The organism is Ruicaihuangia caeni (assembly GCF_040536845.1).
Taxonomy (GTDB): Bacteria; Actinomycetota; Actinomycetes; order Actinomycetales; family Microbacteriaceae; genus Ruicaihuangia; species Ruicaihuangia caeni.
Genome location: NZ_CP159582.1, coordinates 2,022,824 through 2,037,707, shown reverse-complemented (window position 1 = coordinate 2,037,707; position 14,884 = coordinate 2,022,824). Strand labels below are relative to the sequence as shown.

At 68.6% G+C, this 14,884-nt stretch carries 13 protein-coding genes; 1 reads left to right on the top strand and 12 read right to left on the bottom strand.

All coding sequences use genetic code 11. The features are described 5' to 3' along the window. Positions 1–14: 14 nt before the first annotated feature. The 8 genes from ABV606_RS09470 to ABV606_RS09435 all read right to left on the bottom strand — a co-directional run bounded on the left by ABV606_RS09470 (position 15) and on the right by ABV606_RS09435 (position 9,699). Positions 15–521 (bottom strand): DUF501 domain-containing protein, encoded by a 507-nt coding sequence (locus ABV606_RS09470; protein ID WP_353987508.1) that lies wholly within the window; start codon positions 519–521, stop codon positions 15–17. Beyond that, a complete protein-coding gene (locus ABV606_RS09465) occupies positions 518–1,021 on the bottom strand; it encodes an FtsB family cell division protein (protein WP_281489308.1) in 504 nt (167 codons plus the stop codon). Before ABV606_RS09465 ends, ABV606_RS09470 begins: the two co-directional genes overlap by 4 nt. Before the next feature lie 9 nt (positions 1,022–1,030). After that, complete coding sequence (gene eno / locus ABV606_RS09460; RefSeq protein ID WP_353987507.1) at positions 1,031–2,311, bottom strand: phosphopyruvate hydratase; 1,281 nt, start codon at positions 2,309–2,311, stop codon at positions 1,031–1,033. Between the two features lie 140 nt (positions 2,312–2,451). Continuing rightward, positions 2,452–3,687 carry a histidine--tRNA ligase gene (hisS, locus tag ABV606_RS09455; RefSeq protein ID WP_353987506.1) on the bottom strand — a complete coding sequence of 412 codons (1,236 nt, stop codon included), beginning with the start codon at positions 3,685–3,687 and terminating at the stop codon, positions 2,452–2,454. Between the two features lie 363 nt (positions 3,688–4,050). After that, on the bottom strand, positions 4,051–4,731 hold the full coding sequence (locus ABV606_RS09450) for a MazG family protein (protein WP_353987505.1): 681 nt from the start codon (positions 4,729–4,731) through the stop codon (positions 4,051–4,053). After that, on the bottom strand, positions 4,728–8,360 hold the full coding sequence (gene mfd, locus ABV606_RS09445) for a transcription-repair coupling factor (RefSeq protein WP_353987504.1): 3,633 nt from the start codon (positions 8,358–8,360) through the stop codon (positions 4,728–4,730). The genes ABV606_RS09450 and mfd overlap by 4 nt, the downstream gene beginning before the upstream one ends. 80 nt (positions 8,361–8,440) lie before the next feature. After that, entirely contained in the window at positions 8,441–9,031 is a 591-nt protein-coding gene (pth, locus tag ABV606_RS09440; protein WP_353987503.1) for an aminoacyl-tRNA hydrolase, read from the bottom strand. Between the two features lie 56 nt (positions 9,032–9,087). After that, positions 9,088–9,699 carry a 50S ribosomal protein L25/general stress protein Ctc gene (locus ABV606_RS09435; protein WP_353987502.1) on the bottom strand — a complete coding sequence of 204 codons (612 nt, stop codon included), beginning with the start codon at positions 9,697–9,699 and terminating at the stop codon, positions 9,088–9,090. A gap of 217 nt (positions 9,700–9,916) precedes the next feature. Here ABV606_RS09435 and ABV606_RS09430 point away from each other — a divergent pair, with 217 nt between their 5' ends. Next, on the top strand, positions 9,917–10,630 hold the full coding sequence (locus ABV606_RS09430) for a FadR/GntR family transcriptional regulator (RefSeq protein WP_281489315.1): 714 nt from the start codon (positions 9,917–9,919) through the stop codon (positions 10,628–10,630). 62 nt (positions 10,631–10,692) lie between these two features. Here the strand turns inward: ABV606_RS09430 and ABV606_RS09425 are convergent, their stop codons facing one another. The 4 genes from ABV606_RS09425 to ABV606_RS09410 all read right to left on the bottom strand — a co-directional run bounded on the left by ABV606_RS09425 (position 10,693) and on the right by ABV606_RS09410 (position 14,684). Then, complete coding sequence (locus ABV606_RS09425) at positions 10,693–11,754, bottom strand: L-idonate 5-dehydrogenase (RefSeq protein WP_353987501.1); 1,062 nt, start codon at positions 11,752–11,754, stop codon at positions 10,693–10,695. Between the two features lie 84 nt (positions 11,755–11,838). After that, positions 11,839–12,612: a glucose 1-dehydrogenase gene (locus ABV606_RS09420; RefSeq protein WP_353987500.1), complete on the bottom strand. Its 774-nt coding sequence runs from the start codon at positions 12,610–12,612 to the stop codon at positions 11,839–11,841. Positions 12,613–12,622: 10 nt separating this feature from the next. Then, on the bottom strand, positions 12,623–14,023 hold the full coding sequence (locus ABV606_RS09415; RefSeq protein ID WP_353987499.1) for a GntP family permease: 1,401 nt from the start codon (positions 14,021–14,023) through the stop codon (positions 12,623–12,625). Positions 14,024–14,159: 136 nt separating this feature from the next. Then, positions 14,160–14,684 (bottom strand): gluconokinase, encoded by a 525-nt coding sequence (locus tag ABV606_RS09410; protein ID WP_353987498.1) that lies wholly within the window; start codon positions 14,682–14,684, stop codon positions 14,160–14,162. Between the last annotated feature and the right edge of the window lie 200 nt (positions 14,685–14,884).

The window sequence follows — 14,884 nt, the reverse complement described above, 5'->3', positions numbered from 1 at the left end:
TCGCTCCACGCCGCTCAGTCCTCGTAGGGGACGCACTCGCAGACCGCCGGGCTCCAATCGGCGCGCTCGAGGGCGAGGTCGCCGATGGGGTTGACGCCCGGACCTGCGGCGAGCGAGTGCGCGGCGAGGGCGTGCAGGCACTTCACGCGGTCGGGCATTCCGCCCGCTGACACGCCGTCGAGCTCCTCGACGACCTCGATCGACTCGCGATCGGCGAGGTACTGCTCATGCGCGCGTCGATACGCTTCGCCGAGTTCTCCGGTGAGCATGGCCGTGAGTTCGGGCATCATGCCGCTCGCTTCGAGCCGCGACATCGAAGCCGTCGCCGCTGGGTGGCTCATGTAGTAGAGCGTCGGGAAGGGCGTGCCGTCGCTCAGCCGCGGCTTCGTCGCGACGACGGTCGGCGCACCGCAGGCGCAGCGCGCCGGAATGCCGATCACGTCTCGAGTAGGCCTGCCGAGCTGATGCGACACGATGCGGATGTCGTCGGGCGTCGGCGGGTCGAACGGCGGGGTCGTCATGGTGCTCCTTGCGTCGGCGGGGCGAGCTCGGCCGGCGGGGCGATGGTCGTGGCTGCGGTGAAGATCGACGTGGTCAGCATGCGCAGCCAATCGACCTCGGTGGTCTGGATCTCGTCGCTGATCGGAAGCCCGTCGGCGGTCACCGGCGTCTGGCCGTCATCGATCACCAGGTAGCTGATCTCGCCCGGATACACGTAGTACAGCCGCGAACGCGCCTGCGCCTCGAGGTATGCCGGGTCGTCCCAGCGGGCGAGCTCTTCCTCCAGGTGCTCGACCTCTGCCTGCTGCTTCGCGACCGCTTCACGCAGCGCCGCGAGATCCTGCTGCTGCTCGATGAGCAGCCGCAGGCTCGGCGCGAGCACGATGATCGCGGCGACCAGCAGGAACAGCATGCTGACGGCGAAGCCCGGCAGCCGGATGCCGCGCAGCCACGCTCCCGCCGGCGTGTCGGCGCCTGGCACTGAGACGGAGAACCGTCTGGAGGTGGGGCGACGCGACATACGTCGAGGCTAAGCGCGGAATCGAGGGAAGGCGCTGCGACCCGCGAATACCGCGGCATCCGCCAGTTCCTCCTCGATGCGCAGCAGCTGGTTGTACTTCGCCACACGCTCCGAGCGAGCGGGGGCGCCAGTCTTGATCTGGCCGGCATTGGTGGCGACGGCGAGGTCGGCGATGGTGGTGTCTTCGGTCTCACCCGAGCGGTGCGACAGCACGGCGGTGTAGCCGCTGCGCTGCGCGAGCGCGACCGCATCCAGCGTCTCGGTGAGGGTACCGATCTGATTCACCTTCACGAGGATCGAGTTCGCGACGTGACGCTCGATGCCTTGCGCGAGACGCTTGGGGTTCGTGACGAAGAGGTCGTCGCCGACGAGCTGCACGGCCCGGCCGAGCTCTCGCGTGAGCTGCTCGTAGCCTTCCCAGTCGTCTTCGGCGAGCGGGTCCTCGATCGTCACGAGGGGGTAGTCGTCGAGCAACTGTCCGTAGTAGCCGATGAGGTCGGCGGCGCTGAGGTCCTTGCCCTCGAAGCGATAGACGCCGTCGTGGAAGAACTCGGTCGAGGCGACGTCGAGGCCCACGGCGATGTCGGTGCCGGCCCGGAAGCCCGCCGTATCGATCGCCTCCATGAGCAGATCGAGCGCGGCGCGGTTGCTCGGAAGGTCCGGGGCGAAGCCGCCCTCGTCGCCGAGCCCGGTCGTCAAGCCCTTCGACTTCAGCCCGGCCTTGAGCGCGTGGTAGGTCTCGACCCCCCAGCGAAGCGATTCGCTGAACGTCTCAGCGCCCAGCGGCACGAGGAAGAACTCCTGGATGTCGACGTTCGTGTCGGCGTGCGCGCCACCGTTGATGACGTTGAGCTGCGGCACGGGCAGCACGTGCGCGTTGGGCCCGCCGAGGTAACGGAAGAGCGGCAGATCGGCGCTGTCAGCGGCGGCCTTCGCCACGGCGAGCGAGACGCCCAAGATGGCGTTGGCGCCGACATTCTTCTTGTTGTCGCTGCCATCGGCCTCGATGAGAGCCTGGTCGATCAGCCGCTGCTCGCTGGCTTCGAAGCCCTCGATCGCCGGACCGAGCTGGTCGAGCACCGCGTCGACGGCCTTCCGCACGCCCTTGCCGAGGTAGCGCTCGGAATCGCCGTCTCGCAGTTCATAGGCCTCGAAGGCGCCGGTGGAGGCGCCCGACGGCACGGCGGCACGGCCGACGGTGCCGTCACTGAGCAGCACATCGACCTCGACGGTCGGGTTGCCGCGGGAGTCAAGGATCTCGCGGGCGTCTACGGCCTCGATCAACGACACGGGATGGTCTCCTTCAGAATGCGTGCGGGATGCTTTCGGGCTCAGGCAGACGGGTGGCGCGTCCGCCGATCATCCTACCGAGGGTGCGCGCGTCGAGCCGTCGCCCTTCGAGCGCTACGTGCGGCCGAGGGCGTCGACGGCTAGCCCAGGCTCCGCAGCTCGAGCGTGTCGAGCGTCGAGTCGGCGCGCACGAACGCGAAGTGCGTGAAGCCCTCCGCCGTGAGCCGGTCGAGGGTCGCCTTCGTGTTCTTGGGGCGGCGCTCCACTCGCACTCGCTGAGCGCGGCCCGACTGCAGCAGCTCGCGCTTGAGCGCGACCAGGTCGGATGCCGCGGCATCCGCGTCGTGCAGGAGCGCCACCGACGCCTGGTGCGCGCCCTCCTCGAGCTCGACGAGGTCGACCAGGCGCTCGAATCCCAGCGAGATTCCCGCCGCAGGCACCTCTGAACCGAGGAAGCGCCCGATCATGCCGTCGTAGCGGCCGCCGCCGCCGAGCGAGTAGCCGAGCGCGGGATGGGCGATCTCGTAGATCGTGCCCGTGTAGTACCCCATGCCGCGTACCAGCGTGGGATCGAACACCATGTCGGCGCCGGGCACCGCGTCGCGAAGCGCCAGCAGTTCGGCGTACGCGTCGCGGTCGAGCCAGGCGGGCGGATCGTCGAGCAGCTGCCAGCCTGACGCCGTGAGCGCGTCTGCCAGTCCGTCGGCGCCGATTCCCGACTCCGCGAGTTCGGCAGCGACGCCCTCGGGCCCGATCTTGTCGAGCTTGTCGATCGTGATGAGCGCGCGCTCGTGCTGCTCGGCCGGAACGCCCCAGTGGTTGAGCATGCCGGCGAGGATGCGGCGATCGTTGACGCGGAACGAGCATCCCGCGAGCCCGAGCGCGTCGAGCGCGTCGGCCGCGGCGGAGAGCAACTCGATCTCGGCGAGCGGGCCTGCCTCGCCGATGATGTCGATGTCGCACTGCATGAACTGGCGGAAGCGGCCCTTCTGCGGGCGTTCAGCGCGCCACACCGGGGCGATCTGAATCGCGCGGAACACCGGCGGCAGCTCTGCCCGGTGGCTGGCGTAGAAGCGCGCGAGCGGAACCGTGAGGTCGAACCGCAGACCGAGGTCGATCAATTCGAGCGGGTCGCCGGCCGCCCGGAGGTCATCGGTGGTGAGGGCGCGGCGCATGACGCCGAACGCGAGCTTCTCGTTGTCGCCTCCGAGACCCGAATGCAGGCGCTCGCTGTCTTCGACCACGGGCGTCTCGATCTCATCGAAGCCGTGCGAGCGGAATACCGCGCGGATGACGGCCAGCACGCGTTCGCGACGGGCCTTGTCGGCCGGCAGGAAGTCGCGCATGCCGCGGGGAGGGTTCACCTGAGTTGCCACGGCTCGTATTCTCGCACCGTAAGAGCGCCGACCGAATTCCGCCCTAGCGGGCGGGGATCGGGCGCGACCGTGGAGCGCTCACCGGCGTGGCGTCCGCAACATTGGCCCCAATCGCTGCCGCAGCCAGATAGTCTTCCCTCGATCGGACATGCGCCGATCGCTCACGGCACCTGTCGGATCGGGTAATCCACGGGACATGCCGCGCCGGTTCACCGGCCGTGTCGCCTGGCATTCGGGTTGCGGCGACACGCTTGCACGTCACCCGCCCGGACCCTGACCGGGCGGGTGACTCCCGGTTCATCCTGAACCCGGAGCCGACCGCACGACAGGCTGCTCAGGCGTCGACTGTTCAGGCGCCGGCCTTCAGGTCGTGGGCGACTCGGCGCCGGCGATCTCCGCCTCGAGCTCGCGCAAGCGATCGCGCAGCACCTGCTCGGCGTCGAGACCGCGCTCACGGGCGGTCGCGACGAGGGCGAGCAGCGCGTCGCCGAGCTCGGCTTCGGCGGTCGGTGCCGCGGCATCCGTTCCGAGCCGCTCTGACGGCGAGCGCACCGGGTCGATGCCCACTCGCGCGGCCCGGCCCAAGAGCTTGTCGGCGAGCGCCAGGGCAGGAAGCGCCCGCGGCACTCCCTCGAGCACGCTGCGGCGCTCGCGCTTCTCGGCCGACTTGGCCTCGTTCCAGACCTCGAGCACCCGTTCGACCGTGGGCGCCGACACATCGGCGAACACATGCGGATGCCGGCGCACCATCTTGTCTGTCACCGCTCGCGCCACGTCTTGCAGGTCGAAGCCCTCCCCCGGCTCGGACGCCGCGAGCTCTGCGTGGAACACGAGCTGGTACAGCACATCACCCAGCTCCTCGAGCATGCCGTCGCGGTCGCCCGTCTCGATCGCCTCGACGAGCTCGTACACCTCCTCGATCAGGTAGGGCACGAGTGAGCGATGGGTCTGCTGCCGGTTCCATACGCAGCCGCCCTCTGGGTCGAGCATGCGAGGGAACTGCAGCAAGAGGCTGTCGAGCGGTGTCACCCGGTCTTGTGTCATGACACCTCTTCCTTCTTCTCGGCATCCGCCCGCTCAACCGGGAAGATCGCCTCGAGCAGACTCGCGGTCCACTCGACCAGGGCACCGTCGGCGAGCACCGCGCCGCCGGCCTTCGGCAGCGGGATGCTGATGGCCCTCGCCTGGGCGAAGTGCTTCGCGCCGGGATACATGCGCTGCAGCCGCACCTGCAGGGAGTCTGGCAGGTCGGCCGGCGCGATGCGGAGGTTCTGGCCCATGACGACGACCTCGCCGAGACCGGCCTGCTGCGCGTGCCTGCGCAGACGGGAGAGCGAGATGAGCCGCTGCACGGGTTCGGGGAGAACGCCATAGCGATCGTCGAGCTCTTCGATGACTCGGTCGATGGCGTCGGGAGCGGATGCCGGCGCAGCCGCCGTTGCGAGCTTCTGATACGCCTCGAGACGCAGCCGCTCGCTCTCGATGTACTCCTCGGGGATGTGCGCCTCGACGGGCAGCTCGAGCCGCAGCTCGGTCTGACCTTCGGCGACATCACCGCGGAAGGTGCTCACGGCCTCGCCGATCATGCGCAGGTAGAGGTCGAAGCCGACGCCCGCGATGTGCCCCGACTGCTCGCCGCCGAGCAGGTTGCCCGCGCCGCGGATCTCGAGGTCCTTCATCGCGATCTGCATGCCCGCGCCGAGCTCGTTGTTCGACGCGATGGTCGAGAGCCGCTCGTGCGCCGTCTCGCTGAGCGGCTTGTCGGCGTCGTAGAGGAAGTAGGCGTAGGCGCGCTCGCGTCCGCGGCCCACGCGTCCCCGGAGCTGGTGCAGCTGACTCAGCCCGTACTTGTCGGCGCGGTCGATGATCAGCGTGTTCGCGTTCGCGATATCGAGACCCGTCTCGACGATCGTGGTCGTGACGAGCACATCGAAGCGGCGTTCCCAGAAGTCGTCGATCACTCGCTCGAGCTGGGACTCGCTGAGCTTGCCGTGCGCGACTGCGATGCGCGCCTCCGGCACGAGCTCCGCGATCTCGGCCGCGACCCGGTTGATGCTCGACACCCGGTTGTGCACGAAGAAGATCTGACCCTCGCGCAGCAGCTCGCGCCGGATGGCGGCGGCGATCTGCTTGTCGGAGCGCGGACCGACGAAGGTGAGGATCGGATGCCGGTCTTCCGGCGGTGTGGCGAGCGTCGACATCTCGCGGATGCCGGTGACCGCCATCTCGAGCGTGCGCGGAATCGGCGTCGCACTCATCGCGAGCACGTCGACATTGGTCTTGAGCTTCTTGAGCGCGTCTTTGTGCTCGACGCCGAAGCGCTGCTCCTCATCGATGATGACGAGCCCGATGTCCTTGAACCGCACCCCCTCGCTGATGACGCGATGCGTGCCGATGACCATGTCGACCGAGCCGTCGGCGAGCCCCTCGATGGTCTCCTTCGCCTCCTTGTCGGTCTGGAACCGGCTGAGAGGACGCAGGTGCACCGGAAAGCCCGCGAAGCGCTCGGTGAACGTCTCGAGGTGCTGCTTCACGAGCAGTGTCGTCGGCACGACCATCGCCACCTGCTTGCCGTCCTGGATGGCTTTGAACGCGGCGCGCACGGCGACCTCGGTCTTGCCGTAGCCGACGTCTCCGGAGAGGAGTCGGTCCATGGGCACGGAGCGCTCCATGTCGGCCTTGACCTCGTCGATGGTCTGCAGCTGGTCTGGAGTCTCGGCGAAGGGGAACGCCTCTTCCAGTTCACGCTGCCACGGGGTATCGGGCGAGAAGGCGTGGCCCTTCGACGCCATGCGAGCGGAATAGAGCTTCACGAGCTCCACCGCGATGTCGCGCACGGCCTTGCGGGCCTTGCTCTTCGCCGCCGACCAGTCGCTGCCACCCATCTTCGACAGGCTCGGCGACTCGCCGCCGACGTACCGGGTGAGCAGGTCGAGCTGGTCCATCGGCACGAACAGCCGGTCGCCGGCGTGGCCGCGCTTCGACGGAGCGTACTCGAGCACGAGGTACTCGCGCGTCGACTTCACCGCGTTCCGGCCGCCGCTCGAGACCTCGCGTTGCGTGAGTTCGATGAACTTTCCGATGCCGTGCGTCTGGTGCACCACGTAGTCGCCCGCGCGCAGTTGCAGCGGATCGACGACGTTCTTCCGGCGGCTTGCGAGCTTCTTCACCTGCCGGCCCGAGTAGCCGGCGGTCCTGCCGTAGAACTCGGCCTCGCTCAGTACGGCGAGTCGAGTGTCGTGCAGCTCGAAACCCGCCTCGACCGCGGCACGAACGAGGTAGGCGACGCCAGGCTCAGGTTCGTCTGGGAACTCGTCGACGATGCGCCCGGCGAGCTCGTGCTCGGCGAGCACATCGGCCGCGCGCTCGACGAGGCCGACTCCCTCGGCGGCGACCGCGATGCTCCATCCTTCGCGCAGGCGCTCGGTCACATGCGCGACCGCTCCCTCGATGTTGCCGGCGAAGCTCGGCACCGCCGTGGCCTCGACGCGCACATAGTCGCCGGCGGATTCGACCGCTTCCTCGTCGCTGAGGGCCTCCCCCGTGTCGAAGGCGCTGAAGGTCCACCACGAGCGCTTCCCTGCCTTCTCGCGCAGCTCGCGGAGCGACAGGAAGTCGCCGCTGTCGAGCCCTGACCGCAGTTCTCGTGCGAGGTCGATCGGAGCCTCTGCGCCGGCGGTCGCGGCATCCCAGGCGGCCATGAGGAACTCGCGGTTCGTCTCGGCGAGGTGCTGAGCGCGCGTGGCGACTCGCTCGGGGCTGACCACCGCGACCGCGGCGTCGCCCGGGAGGTACTCGGTGATCGGCACGAGCTTCTCGATGAGCGCGGGCGCAAGTGACTCCATGCCTTCGACGGGGATGCCCTCGCTGATCTTCGCCAAGAGCTGGCTGATGCTGGGGAACTCGTGCTGCATCTCGCGGGCGCGCTGCTTCACGGCACCCGTCAGCAGCAGTTCACGGCTCGGCTGCAGCTCGACTCGCTCGATCGGCTCGGCTGCGGATCGTTGGTCGGCGACCGAGAACTCGCGGATCTGCTCCACCTCGTCGCCGAAGAAGTCGATTCGCACCGGATGCGATGCCGTCGGGGCGAAGACGTCGAGAATGCCGCCGCGCACCGCGAACTCGCCTCGGCGCGTCACCATGTCGACCCGGCTGTAGGCGAGGTCGACCAAGCGCTCGGCGATTGCGGTGAGATCGTGGCCGCGGCCGCCGGCGGCGAGCTCCACCGGCTCGAGCGCGGCGAGGTCGGGGGCGAGCGGCTGCAGCGCGGCGCGCACAGACGCAACGAGCACGAACGGGTGCCGGTCGCTCTCACCCGTGCCGGCGTTCACGCCTTCCCACCGCTTGAGGGCGCGCAGCGCGGCGATGCGGAGCCCGACGGTCTCGGCGCTCGGGCTCAGCCTCTCGTGGGGCAGCGTCTCCCACGCGGGGAACTCGACGACCGTCGCCGCGGGCAGGTAGGAGTTGAGCCCGCGCGCGAGCGATTCGGCCTCTCTGCTGGTCGCCGTGATGACGAGCAGCGCCTTGCCGGCGCGCCGCTGCATCAGGCCCGCGATGAGAGGCGCTCGCAGCCCGTCGACGAGCGAGAAGTCAGCATCGCGCTCAGCCCTCCCGAGGGCTGATTCGAACGTCTGGGCATGCGAAAGGGCCGGAATCATCCGTTCGAGCATCACCGGTCGATTCTAGGTCGGCCCGCTTGAACGGATGCCGGGGAGTACGGCCGCGACGACGGAGCCCGGGCGAAACCCGGCGGTCACTCGCGGGGCGCGTGGAACCGTTGCTGCGCGTCGAGGAGTCCGCGAGCAGTGATGTGCTCGACGGCATCCGCCGCATCTGCGATCACATTGGGAAGCGTGCGCCGTTCGACGCTCGAGAAGTCGCTCAGCACATAGTCGGCGGGCGCCTGGCGGCCCGGAGGGCGACCGATGCCCACTCGCACTCGTGTGAACTCCGGCGTTCCGACGGCGCGAATGATGTCGCGCAAGCCGTTCTGCCCGCCGTGGCCGCCGCCGTGCTTGAGGCGCACGGTGTCGAACGGCAGATCGAGGTCGTCATGGATGACGATGAGCCGCTCGGGCGCCAGCTTGAAGAAGCGCAGCAGCGAGGCGACGGGGGTTCCCGACACGTTCATGAAGGTGTTCGGGGTGGCCACGATCAGCTTCGGGCCGCCCGGAACGGCGCGCCCCTCCACCACCATCGCGTTGGCCTTGTGCGACCGGAAGGCGCCGCCGACCCGCGAGGCGAGTTCGGCGGCGACCATGTGGCCGACGTTGTGGCGATTGCCGGCGTAGCCGGGCCCGGGGTTGCCGAGCCCGGCTATCAGCCATGGCGATTCGTCAGTCATGCGCATGCGCTCGGAGCGCTTCGAGAGGCGCTCGGAGAGCGTTGCGAAGAGGCGGATTACTCCGAGGCCTCTGCGGCAGGAGCGGCCGCTGCCGGCGCCTCGGCCGCTTCGGCGGTCTCTTCTGCAGGCGCAGCGGGAACCATGACGTGCACGAGCAGCAGCTCAGGGTCGTCGATGAGGGTGGCACCCTGGGGCAGCTCGACGTCCTTTGCGAGGAACTGAGTGCCCTCCTCCGCGCCCTGAATGTTCACCACGACGTTCTCGGGGATGTGCGTGGCCTCGGCCTCGAGGCGGATCGTGGCGACCTCGGTGACGTGGATGGTGCCGCTGAACGACTCACCCTGGATGTGCACGGGCACCTCGACGTGAACCCGCTCACCCTTCTTGACGACGATGAGGTCGACGTGCTCGATGATCTGGCGCACCGGGTCGCGCTGCACGTCCTTGACGAGCGTGAGCTGCGACTTGCCCTCGATGTCGAGCTCGAGCACGGCGTTCGCCTTGCGCACCGCGAGCATGGTCTGGTGACCGGGGAGCTCGACGTGCTGCGGCTCGGTGCCGTGGCCGTAGATGACCGCGGGGATCCGGCCGGCGGCGCGGATCTTGCGCGCCGCGCCCTTGCCGAACGAGTTGCGAACGCTCGCTGCGAGCTTGTTGTCGTCAGACATTTCTCTTTGACTCCTTGTTGGGGCGCACTGCCCTGATGATGGGCCCGACGGGGCCCGGTGCTTGTTCAACTCGAACGCAAGACAGCGTGAGGAAGACTCGTGCCCACTCACCGCGTCGATCACGGATGCCGACAGCATCCCTCGCCGAGGTCGTCCGCGAGTCTACCGGATGCCTGGAGCGCCTGCCATCGGCGTGGGCGCCGATATCCTGGCCGCTATGCCCTCGAGCCTCCACAACCGCGTAGTCGACAGCCTCGGGCGCCGCATCGCGGAGGGAGAGCTCGCCGCAGGCACGGTCATGAGGGCCGAGTCGCTCGAGCGGGAGCTCGGGGTGAGCCGTTCTGTCGTGCGCGAAGCGATCCGGGTGCTGCAGTCGATCGGGCTCGTGGAGTCGGTCAAGCGCGTGGGCGTGCGAGTGCTGCCCATGGCTGAGTGGAACGTGTTCGATCCGCAGTTGATCGGGTGGAGGCTCGCCGGCTCGGGCCAGGGCGCGCAGCTGCGGTCGCTCACCGAACTGCGCTCGGCGATAGAACCCATGGCGGCCGAGTTGGCCGCGAGTGTCGCCCCGCAGGACATCTCAGCGGAGCTCATGGCCGTCGCCGCACGGATGCGGTCGATCGGCCGCGCGGGCGATCTCGACGCGTTCCTCGAGCTCGACATCCATTACCACCGTCTCGTGCTGCGAGCCTCGGGCAACGAGATGTTCGCGAAGCTCGACGAGGCGATCGGCGCAGTGCTGACGGGCCGCACGGAACTCGGGCTCATGCCCACGCACCCTCACGAGGACGCGCTCCAGTTGCACGTCGATGTCGCCGATGCGATTCAGGGCGGACACCCGATGCGGGCCCGCGAGGCGATGGACTTGATCATGCGCCGCACGATCGCCGAGGTCGAGTCGGTGTGGAGCGCGACGCCTCGCCTGTACTTCTAGCCGCCGCTTCCAGTCGCCGCGGCCCCAGCCGCTCCCCTGCCGGCGAGCACCGCAGGAACGGCTCAGAAGGCCAGGAGCACTTTCCCCGACCGCGACGCGTCGCGCGCCACCTCGAACGCTTCGAGCGCGCGCTCGGCTGGGAACTCGTGCGTGACGATCGGCTCCACGTACAGCGAGCCGTCGGCGAGCGCCGTGATCACGTCGTCGATCTCATCGTTGAACCGGAACGAGCCGAGCAGCTCGAGCTCCCGCGTGATCGCGAGCGAGATGAGCGCCGGCTGCTCTCCCGAGGGCAGCAGTCCGACCATCACCACGCGCCCGCCGCGCATCGCGCCGCGGAAGGCCGAGGCGAGCCCGAACCGGTTGCCCGACGACTCGAACACCACATCGGCCTCGACCGCGTCGATCCCCGCTTGGTCGGCGGCATCGATCGTTCGCGTGGCGCCGACCTGCTCGGCGATGCGGCGAGGCAGTTCCTGCACATCGGTGGCCACGATCTCAGCCGCCCCCGCGCGTTTCGCCACTGCGACGATGAGTGATCCGATCGGCCCCGACCCGATCACGAGCACTCGCTTCCCCGCCAGGTCGCCCGCTCGCGACACGGCGTGCCATGCGACCGAAGCCGGTTCGACGAGCGCCGCCGCGCGCAGCGACAACTGCGCCGGAAGGGGGCGAAGCATCCGTGCCGGCAGTGCGGCAACCTTCAGGAACGCACCCTCGGTGTGCGGGAACCGCGCCGCGGAGCCCAGGTAGGTGCAGCCCGGCGAGAGGTTGGGCCGGTCGTGCGGGTAGCGTGCGCCGTCGCCGGGGTCCGGGGTGGCCGGGTGCACTGCGACCGCGGTTCCGGATGCGGGGCCGCTGCCGTCTGCGGCGGCCCTCACGACCGTGCCCACCACCTCATGGCCGAGCACCATCGGTGCTTTGAGGATCGACTCGCCCGCGGCGCCGTGCTGCCAGTAGTGCAGATCCGACCCGCAGACCCCGCCATAGGCGATCTGGACCAGCGCCTCGTGGGCCGCGGGTTCCGCGACCGGGACGGAGTCGACACGAAGATCGCCCGCTGCGTGCGCGACGACCGCGAGCGTCTCGGCGGGGACCGATGGGGTGGTGGGGGTGGTAGTCATGGTCGTTCCTTGGTCTCGATCGCCGAGCGCGATGGCCGCGCGTGGCCGCTTGAGTGCTCCGGTGGCCGGCTTGAGTGCTCTCCGTCAGACGACGACGGTCATACCGCCGTCGACGAAGACGACCTGGCCATTGACGAATCCGGCAGCGTCGCTCGCGAGCCACAGGAGCGGACCCACGATGTCTGCCGTCGTCCCCCAGCGATGCGCCGGGGTGCGGCCGAGGATCCACTCGTTGAACTGCGGGTCATCGACCAGCTTCTGGGTCATCTCGGTGTGGATGTAGCCGGGTGCGATCGCGTTGATCTGCAGCCCGTGCTGCGCCCACTCCGCGGTCATGGCACGAGTGAGGTTGCGGATGCCGCCCTTCGACGCGGTGTACGGGGCGATGGTCGGCCGTGCCAGGTCGGCCTGCACCGACGCGATGTTGACGATCTTGCCGCGCCTGCGGGCGATCATGTGTCGGGCCGCCTCGCGGCCGACGAGGAACGCGCTCGTGAGGTTCGTGCTCACGACGCGTTCCCAGTCGGCCTGCTCGAGCTCGAGCAGCGGCACCCTGTGCTGGATGCCGGCGTTGTTGACCAGGATGTCGAGCGGGCCCACCTCGCGCTCGACCCAATCGACAGCTTCAGCCGTGGACGCCCCGTCGGTCACGTCGAACGCCCGCGCGTGGACCCGTTCGGCGCCGTAGCGGCCGACGAGTTCGCGGTGGGTGTCGAGGAGCCGCTGCGGGTCGAGGCCGTTGAGCACGACGACTGCTCCGGCATCCAGGAGTCCCTCGGCGATCGCACGGCCGATCCCGCGGCTGGATCCAGTGACCAGCGCCACGCGGCCGCTGATATCGAACAGCGAAGTGCTCATGTCGCGCTCCTTAGAAGGTCGAGGCGATCAGGTAGATGGCGAACGACAGCACGAAGCCGATGACGCCGATCAACGCCTGGCCGACGGTCCACGTCTTCAGAGTGGTCTTGGTGTCCATCTCGAAGAAGCGGCTGACGAGCCAGAATCCCGAGTCGTTCACGTGCCCCGCGAACACCGAGCCGGCGGCGAGTGAGAGCACGATGGCGGCGAGCTCCACGGCGTTGAAGTCGGGGTTGCCCATGACCACCGGCTGCACGAGGGCTGCGGCAGTGGTCAGCGCGACGGTCGCTGACCCCTGGGCGACGCGCACCACCGCGGCGATCACGAACCCGGCGACGATGACGGGCAGACCCACGGCGTCGAGCGAGTCGGCGATCGCTCCGCCGATGCCGCTCGCCCGGAGGACGCCACCGTACATGCCACCGGCACCGGTGATGAGGATGATCGAGCACACGGGACCCAGGGCGCTGTCGACGACCGTCTCGATGAGACGCGAGCCCTTGCGCTTCTTCCAGCCCAGCAGCCACATGCTGAAGACGACGGTGATGAGCAGCGCGACCGGGGTCTCGCCGATCAGCCGGAGCACCTGCACCCAGGTGTCTTCGAGAGAGACCACTCCCGCGGTCGCGAGCATGTTCAGTCCGGTGTTGAGGAAGATGAGCCCGAGCGGAAGGAGCAGCAGGAACACGACGGTACCGAGTGAGGGCTTCGAGGCGAACTCGGCGAAGTCACCGTTCGAGCCGCGTAGCAGCGAGGGCACCGGAATCTGGTAGCGACGTCCGACCCAGCGGCCGAAGAGGTGACCGACGAAGTACCACGAGGGCAGCGCGACCAGGAGGCCGAGCACGAGCACCAGGCCGACATCCGCACCGAGCAGTCCGGTGGCGGCGACGGGCCCGGGGTGCGGCGGCACGAAGATGTGCATCACCGAGAAGGCGACGGCGGCGGGGAACGCATAGCCGAGGAACGATCCGCCCAAGCGGCGCGCCACCGAGAAGATGATCGGCAGCATGACGACGAGACCCGCGTCGAAGAAGATCGGGAACCCGAACATGAGCGAGGCGATCGAGAGCGCCAGAGGCGCACGCTTCTCACCGAAGCGGGCGATCAGCGCGTCGGTGAGCACTTGCGCGCCGCCGCTGGTCTCCAGCATCCGTCCGAGCATCGCGCCGAGACCGACCAGTAGCGCCACTGAACCGAGCGTGCCGCCGAAACCGCCTGTGAGGGTCGAGACGATGCTCGTCACAGGGATGCCGGTTGCAACCGCCGTGAGCAGGCTCACGATGATGAGCGCCAAGAACGCGTGGATCTTGAACTTCATGATCATCAGCAGCAGGAGCGCTATGCCAGCTGCGGCGATCCCCAATAGCGCGGGCGCTTCGAGCACCCAGTTCATCTCCAGATCGGTCATCGTCGTCCTTCGTGTGCAGGTTGTTCAGGTGGTCGGGTGTCGGATGTGGTCAGTGGGCTCGGTGTCGTCCGGTGCTGCTGGTCGGCTTCTGGCGCGCGCAGCGGTGCTCCCGAACGCGGTGCGAGCGGGTTCGGCGTCAGCGGCCGCCGAAGGATTCGGCGAGTGCGTCGACGATCTCGTCGGGGCTGCGCACCAGCGAGATGGTCGTTCCGCTCTCGTCGTCGCCGAGCGGCTCGAGCGTCTGGAACTGCGAGTCGAGCAAGGTGGGAGGCATGTACTCGTGATCGCGCTGCGTCAGGCGCTGCGCGATGAGGTGCTTATCACCGTCGAGGTGCGCGAAGCCCAGAGAGGGCACGCGCTCGCGCATGAGGTCGCGATAGCTGCGTTTCAGGGCCGAGCATGCGACGACGATAGGAGCGCCCGCCTCGACGGACTCGGCCATCTTGGCCGCAATCAGCTGCAGCCACGGCCGGCGGTCGTCGTCGTCGAGGGGCGCGCCGGACGCCATCTTCGCCTTGGCAGCCGGAGTGTGCAGATCGTCTCCGTCGATGAAGGCCGCACCGAGCCGCTCCGCCAGCAGACGACCGATCGTCGACTTGCCACTGCCCTGCACGCCCATGACCACGAGCGCCAGCGGCTCCGATGTGGACTGATCGACCATTCGTCTCTCCGGATTTCTCGACTCACACGCGACAATACGTCTGATGTATGCGAGGTGAACAACTCAAATATCAGACTTTAGCGTGTCCTCAAGAGCAGTGCGTACGCCTACATCGGGGCGACCCCTTGAGACCTCCACCGACGGCCTCCTGACCTGTCGCGGCACCGTCTCGATGCGACGCGAACCAGTAGCCTGGAGAG

What these genes read in the sequence shown, in the direction of transcription:
- ABV606_RS09470 (WP_353987508.1), bottom strand. Translation starts at nt 521, where the DNA reads ATGACGACCCCGCCGTTCGACCCGCCGACGCCCGACGACATCCGCATC.
- ABV606_RS09465 (WP_281489308.1), bottom strand. Translation starts at nt 1,021, where the DNA reads ATGTCGCGTCGCCCCACCTCCAGACGGTTCTCCGTCTCAGTGCCAGGC.
- ABV606_RS09450 (WP_353987505.1), bottom strand. Translation starts at nt 4,731, where the DNA reads ATGACACAAGACCGGGTGACACCGCTCGACAGCCTCTTGCTGCAGTTC.
- pth (WP_353987503.1), bottom strand. Translation starts at nt 9,031, where the DNA reads ATGACTGACGAATCGCCATGGCTGATAGCCGGGCTCGGCAACCCCGGG.
- ABV606_RS09435 (WP_353987502.1), bottom strand. Translation starts at nt 9,699, where the DNA reads ATGTCTGACGACAACAAGCTCGCAGCGAGCGTTCGCAACTCGTTCGGC.
- ABV606_RS09430 (WP_281489315.1), top strand. Translation starts at nt 9,917, where the DNA reads ATGCCCTCGAGCCTCCACAACCGCGTAGTCGACAGCCTCGGGCGCCGC.
- ABV606_RS09425 (WP_353987501.1), bottom strand. Translation starts at nt 11,754, where the DNA reads ATGACTACCACCCCCACCACCCCATCGGTCCCCGCCGAGACGCTCGCG.
- ABV606_RS09420 (WP_353987500.1), bottom strand. Translation starts at nt 12,612, where the DNA reads ATGAGCACTTCGCTGTTCGATATCAGCGGCCGCGTGGCGCTGGTCACT.
- ABV606_RS09415 (WP_353987499.1), bottom strand. Translation starts at nt 14,023, where the DNA reads ATGACCGATCTGGAGATGAACTGGGTGCTCGAAGCGCCCGCGCTATTG.
- ABV606_RS09410 (WP_353987498.1), bottom strand. Translation starts at nt 14,684, where the DNA reads ATGGTCGATCAGTCCACATCGGAGCCGCTGGCGCTCGTGGTCATGGGC.